A 14,981-nucleotide genomic window follows, 5' to 3' on the forward strand; every position below is an offset into this window, starting at 1 on the left:
ATGAATATTGGAATTGTCACTTGTAATGAACAACCTGACTTAATACCTACTGAAAGATTTTTGCCTTTTCTATTACAAAAAACTGGAAATGTAGAGGTTGTAATTTGGAACGATCCTACTGTAATTTGGCAATCTTTTGATGTTTTGATAATTCGCTCTGTTTGGGATTATCATTTACAATATGAAAGCTTTATTAAGTGGTTAGATGAGATTGAAAATGCTAATATAAATGTGTTTAACCCTATAAGCGTACTAAGAAAAAACCTGCACAAATTTTATCTTAAAGAGTTATTAGAGAAAGGTTTTCCAATAATTCCTACTCATTTTTTACCTGTAGAAGAAGTTAAAACTTTTTCATTAGAAGATTTATGTATAGAAAAAAGATGGCAAAAAATTGTAGTTAAACCAGCTATATCTGCTACAGCATGGAATGCTTACAAGCTGGAAAATACAGATCAAATCAAGAATTTTGAATTTCCGATAGTTGCCGATTGGTTAATTCAGCCTTTTGTACCAGAAATAATTGAGTTCGGAGAAATTTCACTCATGTTTTTTAATAGAAAGTATTCACATGCAGTTGTAAAGAAATCGAGCACTGGAGACTTTAGAGTACAGGAAGAGTTTGGAGGACGTTTTACTATAATTGAGCCAAATAATCTTTCTGTAAAAACAGCTTTAGAGGTTTTAGAAAGCATAGAAGGTGATTTGTTGTATAGCAGGGTAGATGGCGTAATTACTGCCGACGGTTTTCAAATTATGGAAGTAGAATTAATTGAACCAGAAATGTTTTTGCTCGATAATTTACTTCAAAGGAAGTTTTCTAAATCTATTGAAAAGAAGATTGTTAAATAAAAAAAGCCGGAAACTCCGGCTTTTCTTTTAATATGTTTTATGAATTTCTATTCTAAAAGCTATTAGGTTGCATTTTCGAAAAATAATCCATCATTTAATAACTGAAGTGCTTTTGCCTTATAGTCATTATGCACAAGTAGTGAAATGTTGTATTTACTACCACCATAAGAAATCATTCTTATCGGAATATCTTTTAAGATTTGCAGCACTTTAACAGCAACATTTGCATCGTCTTGCAAGAATCTGCCTACTACACAAATAATGGTTTGGTTCTCATTAGACTCTACATTTCCAAAGTCGTCGATTTCATCAAGAATTTTAGAAAGATTGCTTGTGTCATCAATAGTTAGAGAAATTGCAACCTCAGAAGTAGTAATCATATCTATTGGTGTACGATATTTTTCAAATATCTCAAATACCTTTCTTAAGAAGCCATAAGCCAGTAGCATTCTGCTAGACCTAATTTTTATAGCTACAATGCCATCTTTAGCGGCAATGGCAGTAATCTTTTTATCGTGTGTAACATCTGCTCTAATTAATGTGCCTTGCTTTTCAGGTTGCATGGTATTGAGCAGTCTTACCGGAATATTTTCTTTTTGTGCAGGTAATACAGAAGCCGGATGAAGAATTTTTGCGCCAAAATAAGCTAGCTCAGCTGCTTCTTCAAAAGATAATTCATGTACAGGAAAGGTTTTGTCAACAATTCTAGGATCATTGTTGTGCATTCCATCAATATCTGTCCAAATTTGAATTTCATCTGCTTTAATAGCTGCTCCAATTATAGAAGCCGAATAATCGCTACCACCTCTTTTTAAATTGTCTATTTCATCAAACTCATTCATACAGATGTAACCCTGCGTGATGAATAATTTACAATTTGGGAATTTATTTACAACTTTTTCAATTTCTGTTTCTATATAATCGGTATCAGGCTCGCCATCTGAGGTTTTCATAAATTCCAAAGCGGGAAGCAATACAGCGTCTACTCCTAAAGACCTTAAGTATAAATGCATTAGTCTGGTAGACATTAATTCACCTTGAGCTAGAAATATTCTTTCTTCTTTAGTGGTGAAATTATCAGTATCAGCAGATTGAATTAGGGCGAAGTGATTCTCAATGTATTCTTCTGCTTGTGCTTGATATGCCAGATCATCAAATAATTCAGAAATTACAACTTCATATTTTTCTCTGAGTGTGCGAAGGGTTATTTCAAATTTTGCTTTATTTTTTTGATTAGCACAATTTCCAAGTTCAACAAGTGCATTTGTAGTACCTGATACGGCAGAGAGAACTACTATTTTTTTCTCATCATTGTTAATCAGTTCTGCAACATGTTTGATTCTTTCTGCACTTCCTACGGAGGTTCCTCCAAACTTCAATATTTTCATTTACTTTAATTTTATTGGTTTTATCCCTTTAATCTAAACCTTCTCTAAATTATATTTAGCGATTTTCCAACCTGTATTTTCTAAGGGTTGTCTGTGTTAGTAAGTTGATCTTTAAATTTTCAATGTACTGCTGCAAAGATTAGAAAAAAAATACTTTTTGCTGATCTATATTGTATAATTTTTAAGAAATACTGTACTTTTTAAGTTTTTCTGCAATTCGTAAAATTTGTTTCTGTATTTTCGATAATTTGCCTACTATCTTAGATGAATAAATATGAATTTCATTTATAAAATAATAAATTTACAATAGTTCTAGCTGATCATTTATATTACTTAAATACTCAAGCCTATGAAAATGATGTTTACAAGAGTCTTTTTTCTATTGGCAATTTTTTTAACTACATGTATTTCAATTACTGCTCAAGAATTGTCGAACCTCGAGTACCAAGAGGTTGAATTAAGCGAGTATAAATTCGATAGCAATCGAAATGCTGCTGTATTAGAAATGGCTTATGCTGAGCATAAGATTAAAAACCCAGAGAGTTGGCAACAAGTGGCACAAAATAACAAGGTGCTAGAAGTTGATCTTATTTTTACAAAATATCCTCGACATAAGAAAGATTGGATAACAGATTACGATTATTTGCTGAACAAGCGAATTGATAATTTGATGAATTTAATTCCATGTCTTAAAGAAAATAAGGATATAAAATGGAACATTGTTTTACAAAACAAATGTGTAAAAGAGAATGAAGCACAAGATATGTTTCATGGTGCTGTGGTAAGGTACGAACCTTTAGCAGTTGTAAACGACACCAATCCTACTAAAGAGGTTAAGGAAGAAGATACGATAGATATATCTAAAATAGACCCCAAAATAGAGATTGATCTGAACTCAGAAAAAGTAGTTTGCGATGGAGAAAAATATCGCTATATGAACTTTTACGATGTAGTTCAGATGATTAATGGCAAACTTGATTTAAATGATTCGCTTATCTTTCATGTGCTTAATCGCAATCCACAATGGGAAAACATGCTGGTGGTAAACGATTGGACTGCAAGTATGTATGTATATGGCACACAAGCAGTTATGTGGCAAAAAGAAAAAATGAACTCTGGTAAAATCGGGCACTTCGTTTTTTTTAATGATGGAAATAAAAAGAAAAATGATAAAAAGGAACCCGGTAAAACTGGAGGTATTTATAGCGTAGAGGCAAACAACATGGACAAGTTGCTAAAAACCATGCGCAAAGTAATGAAAAACGGACAGGGCGGAGACAGAGAAGAAAATGATATTGAAGCGGTAGAGTTTGCATCGCATAAGTTTAAAGATGCCAGAGAGATAATTCTTATTGCAGATAATAAAAGTGAAGTACGAGATATTAATCTGCTTTATAAGATTAAAAAACCGGTAAGAATAATTGTTTGTGGAAATTCTCAAAAAACACCTATTAGAGAAGATTACCTTAAACTTGCTTTAAAAACTAATGGCTCTATCCATACGATAAATGAAGACCATATTAATTTGGATATGCTTTCTGAAGGAGAATCTTTATTTATTGAAGAAGTTCAATACAGATTAATGAATCATCAATTAAAAATGATATCACAGACCATTGATTAAACTTTTATTTCGTATACCCATCTAGTTTTAAATACTTTCTTGTAGAGTTAGAGGTTAAATTATTAGCTAAAATCGATTAGCAAACTCCATTTTTTACCGAAAGATTTTTTAATGAGAATAATTGCTATAGCTAATAACAAAGGTGGTATTGGTAAAACTACTTCGGTAGTAAATTTAGGTGCCGCACTTGCCGGATTTGAAAAGAAAACTTTACTTATAGATTTTGATCCTCAAGCCAATTTAAGTAAATCTTTGGGAATTCGTGAGTGTGAAAAAACAATCTATGATGCTTTAGTTAATGAAGAAAGTCCAGCGATTTATCCAATAAAATCAAATTTGGATATAATTCCTGCAAACTTGAATTTGACAAAAGCAGAACAGCAACTAGATCCAGCGCAAGGTGATCACCATTTGCTAAAAGAAATATTAGCTACATTTAATAGTGTTTATGAATATGTGTTGATTGATTGCCCACCATCTCTCAACATTTTAACCACTAGTGCACTTACTGCGGCAACAGATATGTTAATACCAGTGCAAGCCGAATTTTTAGCACTTGAAGGCTTGGTTACTTTCTTAGATTCTGTAAAAAAGATTAAAAGAAGAATAAATGTAAATCTGGAAATAGCCGGAATATTTGTTACCAGATTCGATCAACGTAAAGTATTAAATAGGCATGTAATAGAAACTTTGGAAAGCAAATTTCCAGAGATGCTTATGTCTAGACCTGTAAGAGAAAATATAGCTTTGGCAGAAGCACCCGTAAAAAGGACAGACATTTTTGAATATGCACCCAAAAGCTATGGTGCAGAAGATTACAGATTTTTAGCTAGAGAAATTATACACAAATTGGAGGCAAATAGTGAGGAGTCTCAAGAAGCTGAAAAGAAAGTTTTACAATAAACTTTTTTATTAGGAAATTCTCAAAAACTAATCAGAATCTCTGTTTTTTCGGCAATAAAAAATAACTATTATTGGACTGTTCAGTTTAAAACCTGAACAGTTTTTTTATTTTTTTAAACTAACATTCCTGCCATGGGCAAAAAAGACAAATCAAAAAAGAACCTTCCTAACGTAGCTTATTTTTGCATGGAGTACGGCCTCGATACCAGCTTTAGAACTTACGCTGGTGGCTTGGGTATTCTTGCTGGTGATTACTTAAAAGGAGCAAAAGACCACGATTATCCAGTAATCGGAATTGGCATAAAATGGAAACAAGGTTATACCGACCAGTTAATTAGCAAAGAAGGTTACCCTTACGATACATACCACAATTATAAGTATGACTTTCTAGAAGATACAGGTATAGAAGTTAGTGTAGAAATTAAAGGGCAGGAAGTAAAGTGTAAGGTTTGGAAAGTGGATTGTTTTGGAAATGCAGATATCTATTTATTGGATACAGATTTACCAGAAAACCCAGAAGCATGGACAACCGGACAACTTTACGGCTGGTTTGGTGAAGAAAGAGTTGCTCAGGAAATAGTTTTAGGCATTGGTGGTGTAAAAGCATTAAGAGCTCTTGGGTTAAATATAGATATTTATCATTTTAACGAAGGTCATGCACTTTTTGCTGGTTTTGAGTTGATAAGAGAGAAAATGGAAGACGGAATGTCTTTTAAAGAGGCAAAAAAAGCAACCAGAAAAGAAGTAGTATTTACGACGCACACACCAGTTATACAAGGAAATGAATCGCACCCAATTGAAAGATTGATGTATATGGGTGCAAATTGTGGCCTCTCAGAAAAGCAGCTAATAAAGCTTGGAGGTGAACCATTTAACATGACAGTAGGCGCGTTAAAGCTTTCAAAAGTGGCCAATGCAGTTGCTCAATTGCATGGAAAAACGGCTAGTAAAATGTGGAAAGATGTTGAAAAAAGAGCTGAAATTTTAGCTATTACAAATGCTATACATAAACCTACTTGGGTTGACGAAAGACTGATTTCTGCCGCGGAGAATGGAGAAGACTTTTGGCCTATACATCAGGAGAATAAGAAAGCTCTTATCGATTTTGTTAAGGAAAGAAACGGGGTTACACTTAAAGAAGATTGCTTGCTTATTGGTTTTTCTAGAAGGGCGGTAGCCTACAAGCGTAGCGATTTTATTTTTACTGATGAAGAAATTGCAGGGCCCCTGTTTGAAACTGGTAAGCTGCAAATAGTATTCTCAGGTAGAGCACACCCATTAGACGATGGCGGAAAAGACATAGTAGCCAGATTGGTACAAATGAGTAAAAAGTATCCGGAATCTGTCGTATTTCTAGAAAACTACGATATGACGATTGGAAAAATGCTTACTAGAGGTGCAGACATTTGGCTTAATAATCCAAGAAGACCTAAAGAAGCCAGCGGTACTTCAGGTATGAAAGCTGCAATGAATGGTGTGTTAAACTTTAGTACACTTGATGGTTGGTGGCCAGAAGCATGTAACCATGGCGAAAATGGCTGGCAGTTTGGCGATGGCTTTGAGAGTAAAAAAGAAGAAAAATTAGATGAGCACGATCTAAAAGCATTTTATAAAGTATTGCAAGAAGAAGTGCTGCCAACTTATTATGACAATCAAGAAAGGTGGAAAGAGATGATGAAAAACAGTATTATGGATACCAAAGATGCATTTGCTGTAAAAAGAATGCTCGAGGAATATTATGAGTTGCTATACTGTGTATAAGTAATTTTTAGGAATTCCATATTCATTATTAAGCTCTGTTAGAATTTACTATTTTAAGAATAGATTCTAACAGAGTTTTTTTATTTAAACAATTATGCAGAGATATTACACAACTTTAATTGTACCTCAACGAACAAAATTGCCCGCTGACGGACAGTAAGAGATTTTTATGTGATTGTAATCGATTGATTATCAGTTAAATAAAAGATGGCACGATATTAATATTTACCTTTACAAAAATTAAGATAATTTAATATATCATGCATAGAAACAATTACTTAAAAGGGAATAAGCTACAGCTAAAAATCTTTATGCTTTTTATATTATTAAGTAGTATTCTGCTTAGTGGTGCTAAGGCTCAAGAAGTGATGAAACTTACTTTTGAAGAAGCTGTTCAGCGAGCTCTCAAAGAAAATATAACGCTTAAAACTGAAAATAATAATCTACTTGTTAACCAAATACAAAAGACCAATGCAGTTGGGCAGTTCTTGCCGAATCTTAGTGCATCAGCAACTTTATCCAATGTAACTGGTAACCAGTTTATCCAACAACAAGCAACTTTGGTTAATACTTCAACAAGTAGTTTTTCGCCAAGTATATCTTCTAATATGTTATTGTTTGGAGGGTTGAGAAATGTAAATAATTTAAAAAGAGCGAATTCTAGTTTTGATGCCCAGCAAAACTTAATTAAAAGAACTGAGCAAGATATTATGTATAATGTGTCTCAGCAGTTCTTAACAGTCTTATTAGATCAAGAATTAGTAAAAATTGCTCAAGAAAATATAGATGTACAAAAAAAGCAATTAGAAAGAATTGCAGCATTTGTCGAGTCTGGTATCACCTTTAAAGGAGATCAATTTAATTTAGAAGCTCAGATTAAGAGTTTAGAGTTAGCAGAAGTTCAGGCTGTAAACCAATTAGAAAATGATAAATCTTTATTAGCACAAACGCTTATGCTTGATCCAATGACAACTATTGAAGTTGTTACTCCAGACCAAACAGTAGAAAGCTTCTTAGTAGAAGAATTTGATTTAAATGAATTATATACGACTGCGATGCAAAACAGACCAGATTTTAAACAATTCAAATCTTTGAAAGAAACTGGTGATTATGCAGTAGCTGTGGCAAGAGCAGATTATTATCCAACATTAGCAGCATTCTTCGATTATGGCTCTTATTATAACAATACAGCACAAGACGCTGTGTATGATACAGATGGAGAGTTGGTCGGATATGAAAAAATTAGTTTTCAAGATCAGATACGAGAGAGAAATCCTCAAACAGTAATTGGTCTTTCACTATCAATCCCAATTTTTAGTAGGTTTAATACAAAAACAAGCGTAGTTACTGCCAAAATTCAAAGGGATAATGCTCAATTAAATATTGAGAATCTGGAAAGAACAATTTTCCTAGATGTACAAACTGCTTTACAAAACTACGATGCAGCACTAGCAAGTTACGAAGCAGCTTCTTCTCAATTTGATGCAGCAAAAATATCGATGGATACCCAAACAGAAAGATATAACATTGGACTCGGTAATATTATAGATTTAACTACCTCAACCAACACTTTCGTTCAGGCATCAGTCGATAAGGCTAATGCATCTTATACATTGCTCTTCCAAAAAATAATACTAGATTACCAAACTGGTGTGCTTAATGCTGAGAATATCTCATTAAACTAAAAATAAAATAACCACATAATAAAAAAGGCTGTCTTAAGACAGCCTTTTTACTTGGATATATTTTAGTAATTTTATTCTCCGTGCATCCAGGCTTTCTTAGTCAGTAACTCTTCTTCAGTCTCTCTCATATCAGGATCCTCAATACAACAATCTACAGGACAAACTGCTGCACACTGAGGCTCTTCATGAAAGCCCATACATTCTGTACATTTATCGGAAACAATATAATAAAATTCATCAGATACAGGTTCCATTTCATCTTCGCCAGAGAGAACTGTACCGTCTTCCAATTCAACTTCAGATAAATTGGTTCCTCCACCCCAAGTCCATTCAACGCCACCTTCGTAGATCGCAGTGTTAGGGCATTCCGGCTCACATGCACCGCAATTGATGCATTCGTCAGTTATCATTATTGCCATAATTAACTTGATTTATGTTCCGTTAAAATATTTTCAACTTTCTGCAAAGTTAATTGCCAATATCGTCAGGAACAAATTGATAAAAGCTTATTATTTTCATTAATTCTAACAATGTTTGCGATTTAATCATTCCTTCATATAGAAAAGCCCTATCATTTCTCAATTAAGCATTCAAATTGTAGCTTTGCAGGCTACAAATAGAATTTAGAATGGAAATTATTGGATTAGAGGATAGAATTAATGCTTTTGTACTCTTGGGCAAAGAGATAGACGAATTGTTAAAAAAACAGGATGAAAATGAGTTCCAAGAGATTTGTTTTCGAGCTTATAACCAGAATACTTGGTTTACAAAAGAAAGTGTAGAGTTTGCTTTTAGAGGAATTAGCAATTATTTGAAAGAGTCTGAAATAAAGAATTGGGCTAGGGGCTATAAATTTTCAGAAGAAGCACCAAAAGTAATTGGAACTGTAATGGCCGGAAATATTCCGATGGTTGGTTTTCACGATCTTATGGCAATTCTTATCTCTGGCAATAAGGTTAAAGCTAAATTGAGTACGCTAGATCAGTATTTAATTAAATTCTTAGCTTCTAAACTGATCAATATAGATAGCAGATTTGAGAATTACATTGAGTTTTCAGAAATGCTTAAAAATGTTGATGCTTTAATCGCTACAGGTTCTGATAACTCAGCCAGATATTTTGAATACTATTTTAGAAATGTGCCTCACCTAATTAGAAGAAATAGAACGAGCTGTGCTGTATTGAAAGGTGATGAAACTAAGGAAGATTTAGAAGCGCTTGCAACCGATATTACTACATACTTTGGTTTGGGTTGTAGAAATGTATCGAAGCTATTTGTCCCTGAAAACTATTCTTTTAATGAATTGCTTCTGGTATTAGAAGAGAACGGAAAACTCATTGCTCAGAATCATAAATACGCGAATAATTACGACTACAACAAGTCGATCTATTTGGTAAATAGAGTTCCTCATTTAGATAATGGTTATATGATTTTTAGAGAAGATATCTCATTATTTTCTCCTATTTCTGTAATTCATTTTGAATATTACCGAGAGGTAGATTTCTTAGAAGAAAGACTTAAAAGAGATGTAAATAATATTCAGTGTATAGTTTCAGCGAATGCTTACTTTAAGAATAGTATTCCTTTTGGAGATGCACAGTTACCTAGTGTAAGCGACTATGCTGATGGGGTAGATACTTTAGAATTTCTTCAAAAAATATAATAGTATCCAATTAATATGTGATGTACATATTATTAATAGCGAAAAAGAAAATTTAAAAAAAAGCCGCTTAAGCGGCTTTTTAATTTATTTCTTAGTAGTTGTTTTTCTTTTTCTTGTAGTTCTTTTTGGCTTTTCTTCTTCGATTACAACTTCAACGTCTGCCAATATTCTACCACAGTGCTCACAAACAATAAGTTTTTTTCTTTCTTTAATGTCTGCTTGACGCTGAGGAGGAACAATATTAAAGCAACCACCACAAGCGTTTCTTTTTACACTTACTACAGCAAGTCCGTTATTAGCGTTTCCTCTTATTTTTTCATAAGATTTTGCTAATCTGTCGTCCAAATTTTTAAGAGCCTTTTCTCTGTCTTTAAGCAGCTTGTCTTCTTCTGACTCGTTTTCAGAGATAATTTGAGTAAGTTCAGTTTTCTTGGTGGCAAGGTCTTTTAACCTTTCGTTAAGCGTATGCTCAGTTTCACCAATTCTACCTTTAACTACATCAATTTTTTCTTTGAACTCTTTTATTTTTTTGTCGAGAATTTGCTTTTCAAGATCCTGAAGCTCAATTTCTTTGGTGATCGCATCATATTCGCGGTTATTGCGAACATTCATCTGTTGTTGCTCATATTTTTCAATGAGTTTCTCAGAATCTTTGATTCCCGTCTTGCTAGCCTTAATAGCTTCATCTAACTCACTAATTTCGTTAGAAAATTTTTGGATTCTTGTCTCGTATCCAGCTATTTCGTCTTCAAGGTCTTGAACTTCTTCAGGGAGGTCACCGCGGATTTTTTTTATTTCGTCGAGTTTTGAATCGATTGTCTGTAACTTGATAAGCGAATCAAGTCTATTAGATACAGAGTTTTCCATATATTTTTTTAAACAGGTGTTTGTGGTATAGAAACCCTTTTAAGAACAAAAATGCCCATTTAAATGGGCGTCTGATAAATCGAGTGCAATTTTAGTAATTCTATTTTTAAAAATAGGCATTTCGATCAATTATTTTCTATATTATAGGTAATATACCGGATTAGTGTTTCTTTCTGTTACTAAAATGCTATTATGTTGAAATTTTTCTCTTAACCAACCGGCTAAAAGTTCTTTTGTATATTGCTCACTTTCGTAATGTCCAATGTCTGCAATAATGATTTTGTTATCAGCATCAAAAAATTGGTGGTACTTATAATCTGCTGTTATAAAAATATCTGCATTAGCACCAATTGCATAGTTAAGTAAAAATGAACCAGCTCCTCCACAAACTGCTACTTTTTTTATTGGTTTCTCTAATAGTGCAGTATGTCTAATGCTTTTGCAATTCATTTTTTCTTTTACCAAATGTAGAAAGTCTATTGCTGGCATTGCTGTTTCAAGCTCACCAATCATACCAGAACCAGTTTCCTTGTCTCTGTTTTCTAATAAATAGATATCAAAAGCAATTTCTTCGTATGGATGTGAGTTTCTAAGTGCCTGCATTACTTTTCCCTTGATTGATTTAGGAAAAATTACTTCTACTTTATTTTCCTTCACCTTTTCAAGTTTACCAGCTTCGCCAATATATGGATTGGCCGCATCATCTGGTTGAAATCTTCCTTCGCCTTCAATAGAAAAACTGCAATTTTTATAATTGCCAATTGCACCAGCACCAGCTTCTCCTAGAGCATTAAGTATTTTATCAGTATGCTCAACAGGTACAAAGCTTACTAACTTTAGCAAAGAATCTTTTCCTGAAGCAAGAATAGACGTGTTTTTTATACCAAGTTTATTGCAGATCATGGCATTTACGCCAATCTGTACATTATCTAAATTAGTATGTATGGCATAAATGGCAATGTCGTTTTTTATGGCTTTAATTATAGTCCGCTCCACATAGTTTTTGCCATTGAGCTTTTTGAGACCAGAAAATACAATTGGATGATGCGCCACAACCATATTACATTTTTTTTCTATAGCTTCTGCCAGTATTTCTTCGGTGCTATCTAATGTGCATAAAACTCCAGTAATCTCCATGTTTGGATCACCAGTAATGAGCCCTGCATTATCGTAACTTTCTTGTAATGAGAGGGGAGCAATCGTTTCTAAAAATCGGGTAATATCTTTAACCTTAGTCATTTTAGTAATTTATTAGTACCAAGTTAAAAAAATCTGATTAGAGGTTGTCGTAATCTATAGATCCACAATCGTTGCATTCATCCACTTCAGTCCAGATTATATTGTCATAAGTAACACCATAAAAAGTATTACCAGAGGCGGTGTATTCACTTTTTGTGAGACAGTCAATCCATTGTCTGGTGTTAGTACCAGGATAAATGCCAGATAAACAACCCATTTGTGGATCTACAATTAGATCTTCACAAGAAAAAGTGACTAAAAGAAATAAGGTAGTAAAAATGTGCTTTAGTTTTATCATAAGTTGATAGTGATGGTGATCGAACTTATCATCAAAAGTGAATAAATTCAACCAAAGCACAAAATGAAAGTGGTAAGTATCTATTTTTTGAGGGTCTTACTGTATTCGGAATGGATGTTTTCTAAATCTTGCATTTTCTCAAAATAATCATCCATTATATCTTCAAGTACATCTTTAATTTCTCTTTGCTGATGCCAAGCAAGTGCTTTTAGATTGCTAAGATGTTGTTGCTCTAAAGCCAGTAAAAATGGTTGAAACTGTTTGATTTTTTTAGGAGTTATTTTTTTTTCTGATTTAACTGGTTCATTGTAATCACCAAAGATGTCTTCAGCCTCAGATTTAAAACTTTTTTTAGCCATAGTTTAAAAAATTGCTACAAAAAATACGATAACTCTATATATAACCATTTGCAGAAAAGCTTATTGTTTTATTTGTTATGGCAAAAAAGAACCGCCAAAATTTAATTCTGGCGGTTTTTATAAATTATGAATGCATCTCTTTTAATACGTCGTAGTGTGTCTGTACTACTTTGTCAATATCTTCGTCAGACAATGCTGTAGAAAGGAAATAACTCTCGAAAGCAGAAGGTGGTAAATATACACCTCTATCTAAATGCCCATGAAAAAATGGCTTAAACTTATCTGTATCTGCATTTTGAGCATCTTTAAAATTATGTACTTCTTTATCAGTAAAGAACATATTAATCATAGAGCCCAAATGATTAATGGTATAATTCAATCCTAATTTTTCAAGGTTGCTTTCGTAACCTGTTTTAATTTTCTCTCCAACCTCATTTAGTTTTTTATAAACAGATTTGTTTTCATTTAAATGAGAAAGCATTGCATAACCTGCAGCCATAGCAATTGGATTACCCGATAGCGTGCCTGCTTGGTAAACTGGGCCAACAGGAGAGATATAATCCATTATTTCTTGCTTACCACCATAAGCACCAACTGGCATACCTCCACCTATAATTTTACCCATACAGGTTAAATCTGGCATTACATTAAAGTATTCTTGAGCACCACCTGGAGCTAACCTGAAACCTGTCATAACTTCATCGAAGATGAGCACAATGCCATTTTCATCACAAACTTTTCTTAATCCTTCTAGAAATCCAGGTTTTGGTAAAACACAGCCCATGTTTCCTGCAACTGGTTCAACTATTATTGCTGCAATTTGCTCTGGATTAGATTTAACAAGACTATCAACAGCGTCTAAGTCGTTATATGGCGCCAAAAGTGTGTCTTTGGCGGTGCCTTCGGTTACTCCGGGGCTATTTGGTGTACCCATTGTAACAGCACCACTACCAGCTGCAATTAAAAAAGAATCTGCATGACCGTGGTAGCAACCTTCAAATTTGATGAATTTATTTCTATTGGTATAGCCTCTGGCAAGTCTTACTGCCGACATTGTGGCTTCAGTTCCTGAGTTTACCATTCTTACTTTCTCTACAGATGGCATCATAGAAACTATTAACTTGGCAATATCAACTTCTTTGGCTGTTGGTGCGCCATAAGACAGCGACTGATCAACAGCATTTTTAACAGCCTCAGAAATTTCCGTATGGGCATGTCCTAAAACCATTGGGCCCCAAGAGTTGATTAATTCTATATATTTATTGCCATCTTCATCAAAGATGTAAGCTCCTTTTGCTGAATTAATAAAAGCTGGAGTTCCACCAACTGCTTTAAAAGCTCTAACTGGTGAGTTTACACCTCCTGGAATATATTTTTCTGCTTCAGAAAATAATTTTTTACTTGTGCTGAGTTGTGGCATTTTTAGATGTATGTGTTTTTTTACGAAAATCTATTTCAGCCGGAAAATTAATGTTTTTATAAATGAGGCTCAAACATTCGCTGAAAAAGTAAAAAAATGCCGGGAAATGAACGATTATTTAAGAATGGGATTTAGAATTGAGTATAAAAAAAAAGAAACCATCGAAAATCGAAGGTTCCTTTCCACTTTAATAAACTAAACTAACAAACAAACTTCATATCTTACTAACACTATTAATTAGAATTTGTTTTATAACTATGGAAAAATTTCTTAAAAAAATAAAAAAAAATTACAGAGCTCATTTTAACACCTCAAATCAACCACCAGCGTCCATAAAGGCCTTTATGGAGGAAATAGGAGAGGATGAGCAGGAATTCTTTAAATATTACAAATTTTTCTCCGAATTAGATAAAGATCTATGGAAAGACGTGGTTTTGAGCACCCTAGAGAAGGTTCAATCTGAAGCTGTGTTCCAAGATTATGCTGTGAGAGAAAAAATGTTATCTTTTCTTTTCACATTAATTGAAGTATTAAAAGATTACCATGCATTTGTAACATATCAGTTTAAAAATAAAAAAAATGAACGTTTTGGTCTAACTCCAACATTTTTAGACGATTTTAAACATGAGTTTATGCTTTTTGCCAATGAGCTTGTAAATGAAGGGCTTGATACTACAGAAATAATTAACCGTCCGTTTATAAGTGAAAAATATGCTGAATCTTTATGGGTAGAAGTTTTGTTTATAATTAGTTTCTGGAACAGAGATAAATCAGAAAATAAAGAACAAACAGATGCTGCTATAGAGAAGTCGAGTAATTTGGCATTCGATCTATTAGGCCAAACACCATTAGACTCTGCTTTCGATCTAGTAAAATTTCTGGTTCAGAGAAAGTAAGCGTTTTTAAAAACCATTTTAATAAA

At 33.3% G+C, this 14,981-nt stretch carries 14 protein-coding genes; 7 read left to right on the forward strand and 7 right to left on the reverse strand.

What is annotated here, in order from left to right:
* A complete protein-coding gene (locus OQ292_RS18610) occupies window positions 1-852 on the forward strand; it encodes an ATP-grasp domain-containing protein (RefSeq protein ID WP_284683652.1) in 852 nt (283 codons plus the stop codon).
* Between the two features lie 62 nt (window positions 853-914).
* On the opposite strand, the gene OQ292_RS18615 is transcribed toward OQ292_RS18610, so the two are convergent.
* Window positions 915-2,240 carry an aspartate kinase gene (locus OQ292_RS18615; protein ID WP_284683653.1) on the reverse strand — a complete coding sequence of 442 codons (1,326 nt, stop codon included), beginning with the start codon at window positions 2,238-2,240 and terminating at the stop codon, window positions 915-917.
* A 349-nt stretch (window positions 2,241-2,589) separates the two neighbouring features.
* On the opposite strand from OQ292_RS18615, the gene OQ292_RS18620 reads away from it, so the two are divergent.
* The 4 genes from OQ292_RS18620 to OQ292_RS18635 all read left to right on the forward strand — a co-directional run bounded on the left by OQ292_RS18620 (window position 2,590) and on the right by OQ292_RS18635 (window position 8,213).
* Window positions 2,590-3,864 carry a hypothetical protein gene (locus OQ292_RS18620; RefSeq protein ID WP_284683654.1) on the forward strand — a complete coding sequence of 425 codons (1,275 nt, stop codon included), beginning with the start codon at window positions 2,590-2,592 and terminating at the stop codon, window positions 3,862-3,864.
* Between the two features lie 111 nt (window positions 3,865-3,975).
* On the forward strand, window positions 3,976-4,767 hold the full coding sequence (locus OQ292_RS18625; protein ID WP_284683655.1) for a ParA family protein: 792 nt from the start codon (window positions 3,976-3,978) through the stop codon (window positions 4,765-4,767).
* A 132-nt stretch (window positions 4,768-4,899) separates the two neighbouring features.
* Window positions 4,900-6,528, forward strand: a complete 1,629-nt coding sequence (glgP, locus tag OQ292_RS18630) for an alpha-glucan family phosphorylase (protein ID WP_284683656.1) — start codon at window positions 4,900-4,902, stop codon at window positions 6,526-6,528.
* A 260-nt stretch (window positions 6,529-6,788) separates the two neighbouring features.
* Window positions 6,789-8,213 (forward strand): TolC family protein, encoded by a 1,425-nt coding sequence (locus tag OQ292_RS18635; RefSeq protein WP_284683657.1) that lies wholly within the window; start codon window positions 6,789-6,791, stop codon window positions 8,211-8,213.
* Between the two features lie 71 nt (window positions 8,214-8,284).
* On the opposite strand, the gene OQ292_RS18640 is transcribed toward OQ292_RS18635, so the two are convergent.
* Window positions 8,285-8,632, reverse strand: a complete 348-nt coding sequence (locus OQ292_RS18640; protein ID WP_284683658.1) for a 4Fe-4S dicluster domain-containing protein — start codon at window positions 8,630-8,632, stop codon at window positions 8,285-8,287.
* Between the two features lie 209 nt (window positions 8,633-8,841).
* Between OQ292_RS18640 and OQ292_RS18645 the strand changes: the two genes are divergently transcribed.
* Window positions 8,842-9,876 (forward strand): acyl-CoA reductase, encoded by a 1,035-nt coding sequence (locus OQ292_RS18645; RefSeq protein ID WP_348970592.1) that lies wholly within the window; start codon window positions 8,842-8,844, stop codon window positions 9,874-9,876.
* An 84-nt stretch (window positions 9,877-9,960) separates the two neighbouring features.
* On the opposite strand, the gene OQ292_RS18650 is transcribed toward OQ292_RS18645, so the two are convergent.
* From OQ292_RS18650 to hemL, 5 genes are all read right to left on the reverse strand, one after another.
* Window positions 9,961-10,743 carry a zinc ribbon domain-containing protein gene (locus tag OQ292_RS18650; protein WP_284683659.1) on the reverse strand — a complete coding sequence of 261 codons (783 nt, stop codon included), beginning with the start codon at window positions 10,741-10,743 and terminating at the stop codon, window positions 9,961-9,963.
* Between the two features lie 141 nt (window positions 10,744-10,884).
* Window positions 10,885-11,982, reverse strand: a complete 1,098-nt coding sequence (locus OQ292_RS18655) for a Nif3-like dinuclear metal center hexameric protein (RefSeq protein WP_284683660.1) — start codon at window positions 11,980-11,982, stop codon at window positions 10,885-10,887.
* Window positions 11,983-12,019: 37 nt separating this feature from the next.
* Window positions 12,020-12,280 (reverse strand): hypothetical protein, encoded by a 261-nt coding sequence (locus OQ292_RS18660; protein WP_284683661.1) that lies wholly within the window; start codon window positions 12,278-12,280, stop codon window positions 12,020-12,022.
* 80 nt (window positions 12,281-12,360) lie between these two features.
* Window positions 12,361-12,639 carry a hypothetical protein gene (locus OQ292_RS18665; RefSeq protein WP_284683662.1) on the reverse strand — a complete coding sequence of 93 codons (279 nt, stop codon included), beginning with the start codon at window positions 12,637-12,639 and terminating at the stop codon, window positions 12,361-12,363.
* Window positions 12,640-12,763: 124 nt separating this feature from the next.
* Complete coding sequence (hemL, locus tag OQ292_RS18670; protein WP_284683663.1) at window positions 12,764-14,059, reverse strand: glutamate-1-semialdehyde 2,1-aminomutase; 1,296 nt, start codon at window positions 14,057-14,059, stop codon at window positions 12,764-12,766.
* 257 nt (window positions 14,060-14,316) lie between these two features.
* Between hemL and OQ292_RS18675 the strand changes: the two genes are divergently transcribed.
* Entirely contained in the window at window positions 14,317-14,955 is a 639-nt protein-coding gene (locus OQ292_RS18675) for a TetR family transcriptional regulator C-terminal domain-containing protein (protein WP_284683664.1), read from the forward strand.
* Window positions 14,956-14,981 lie beyond the last annotated feature (26 nt).

This window comes from Chondrinema litorale, assembly GCF_026250525.1.
GTDB classification, from domain to species: domain Bacteria; phylum Bacteroidota; class Bacteroidia; order Cytophagales; family Flammeovirgaceae; genus Chondrinema; species Chondrinema litorale.

Coding starts and splice junctions, on each gene's coding strand:
- OQ292_RS18625 (WP_284683655.1), top strand. CDS start 3,976: ATGAGAATAATTGCTATAGCTAATAACAAAGGTGGTATTGGTAAAACT.
- OQ292_RS18660 (WP_284683661.1), bottom strand. CDS start 12,280: ATGATAAAACTAAAGCACATTTTTACTACCTTATTTCTTTTAGTCACT.
- OQ292_RS18615 (WP_284683653.1), bottom strand. CDS start 2,240: ATGAAAATATTGAAGTTTGGAGGAACCTCCGTAGGAAGTGCAGAAAGA.
- OQ292_RS18665 (WP_284683662.1), bottom strand. CDS start 12,639: ATGGCTAAAAAAAGTTTTAAATCTGAGGCTGAAGACATCTTTGGTGAT.
- OQ292_RS18645 (WP_348970592.1), top strand. CDS start 8,842: ATGGAAATTATTGGATTAGAGGATAGAATTAATGCTTTTGTACTCTTG.
- OQ292_RS18675 (WP_284683664.1), top strand. CDS start 14,317: ATGGAAAAATTTCTTAAAAAAATAAAAAAAAATTACAGAGCTCATTTT.
- OQ292_RS18620 (WP_284683654.1), top strand. CDS start 2,590: ATGAAAATGATGTTTACAAGAGTCTTTTTTCTATTGGCAATTTTTTTA.
- hemL (WP_284683663.1), bottom strand. CDS start 14,059: ATGCCACAACTCAGCACAAGTAAAAAATTATTTTCTGAAGCAGAAAAA.
- OQ292_RS18655 (WP_284683660.1), bottom strand. CDS start 11,982: ATGACTAAGGTTAAAGATATTACCCGATTTTTAGAAACGATTGCTCCC.
- OQ292_RS18650 (WP_284683659.1), bottom strand. CDS start 10,743: ATGGAAAACTCTGTATCTAATAGACTTGATTCGCTTATCAAGTTACAG.
- OQ292_RS18640 (WP_284683658.1), bottom strand. CDS start 8,632: ATGGCAATAATGATAACTGACGAATGCATCAATTGCGGTGCATGTGAG.
- glgP (WP_284683656.1), top strand. CDS start 4,900: ATGGGCAAAAAAGACAAATCAAAAAAGAACCTTCCTAACGTAGCTTAT.
- OQ292_RS18635 (WP_284683657.1), top strand. CDS start 6,789: ATGCATAGAAACAATTACTTAAAAGGGAATAAGCTACAGCTAAAAATC.
- OQ292_RS18610 (WP_284683652.1), top strand. CDS start 1: ATGAATATTGGAATTGTCACTTGTAATGAACAACCTGACTTAATACCT.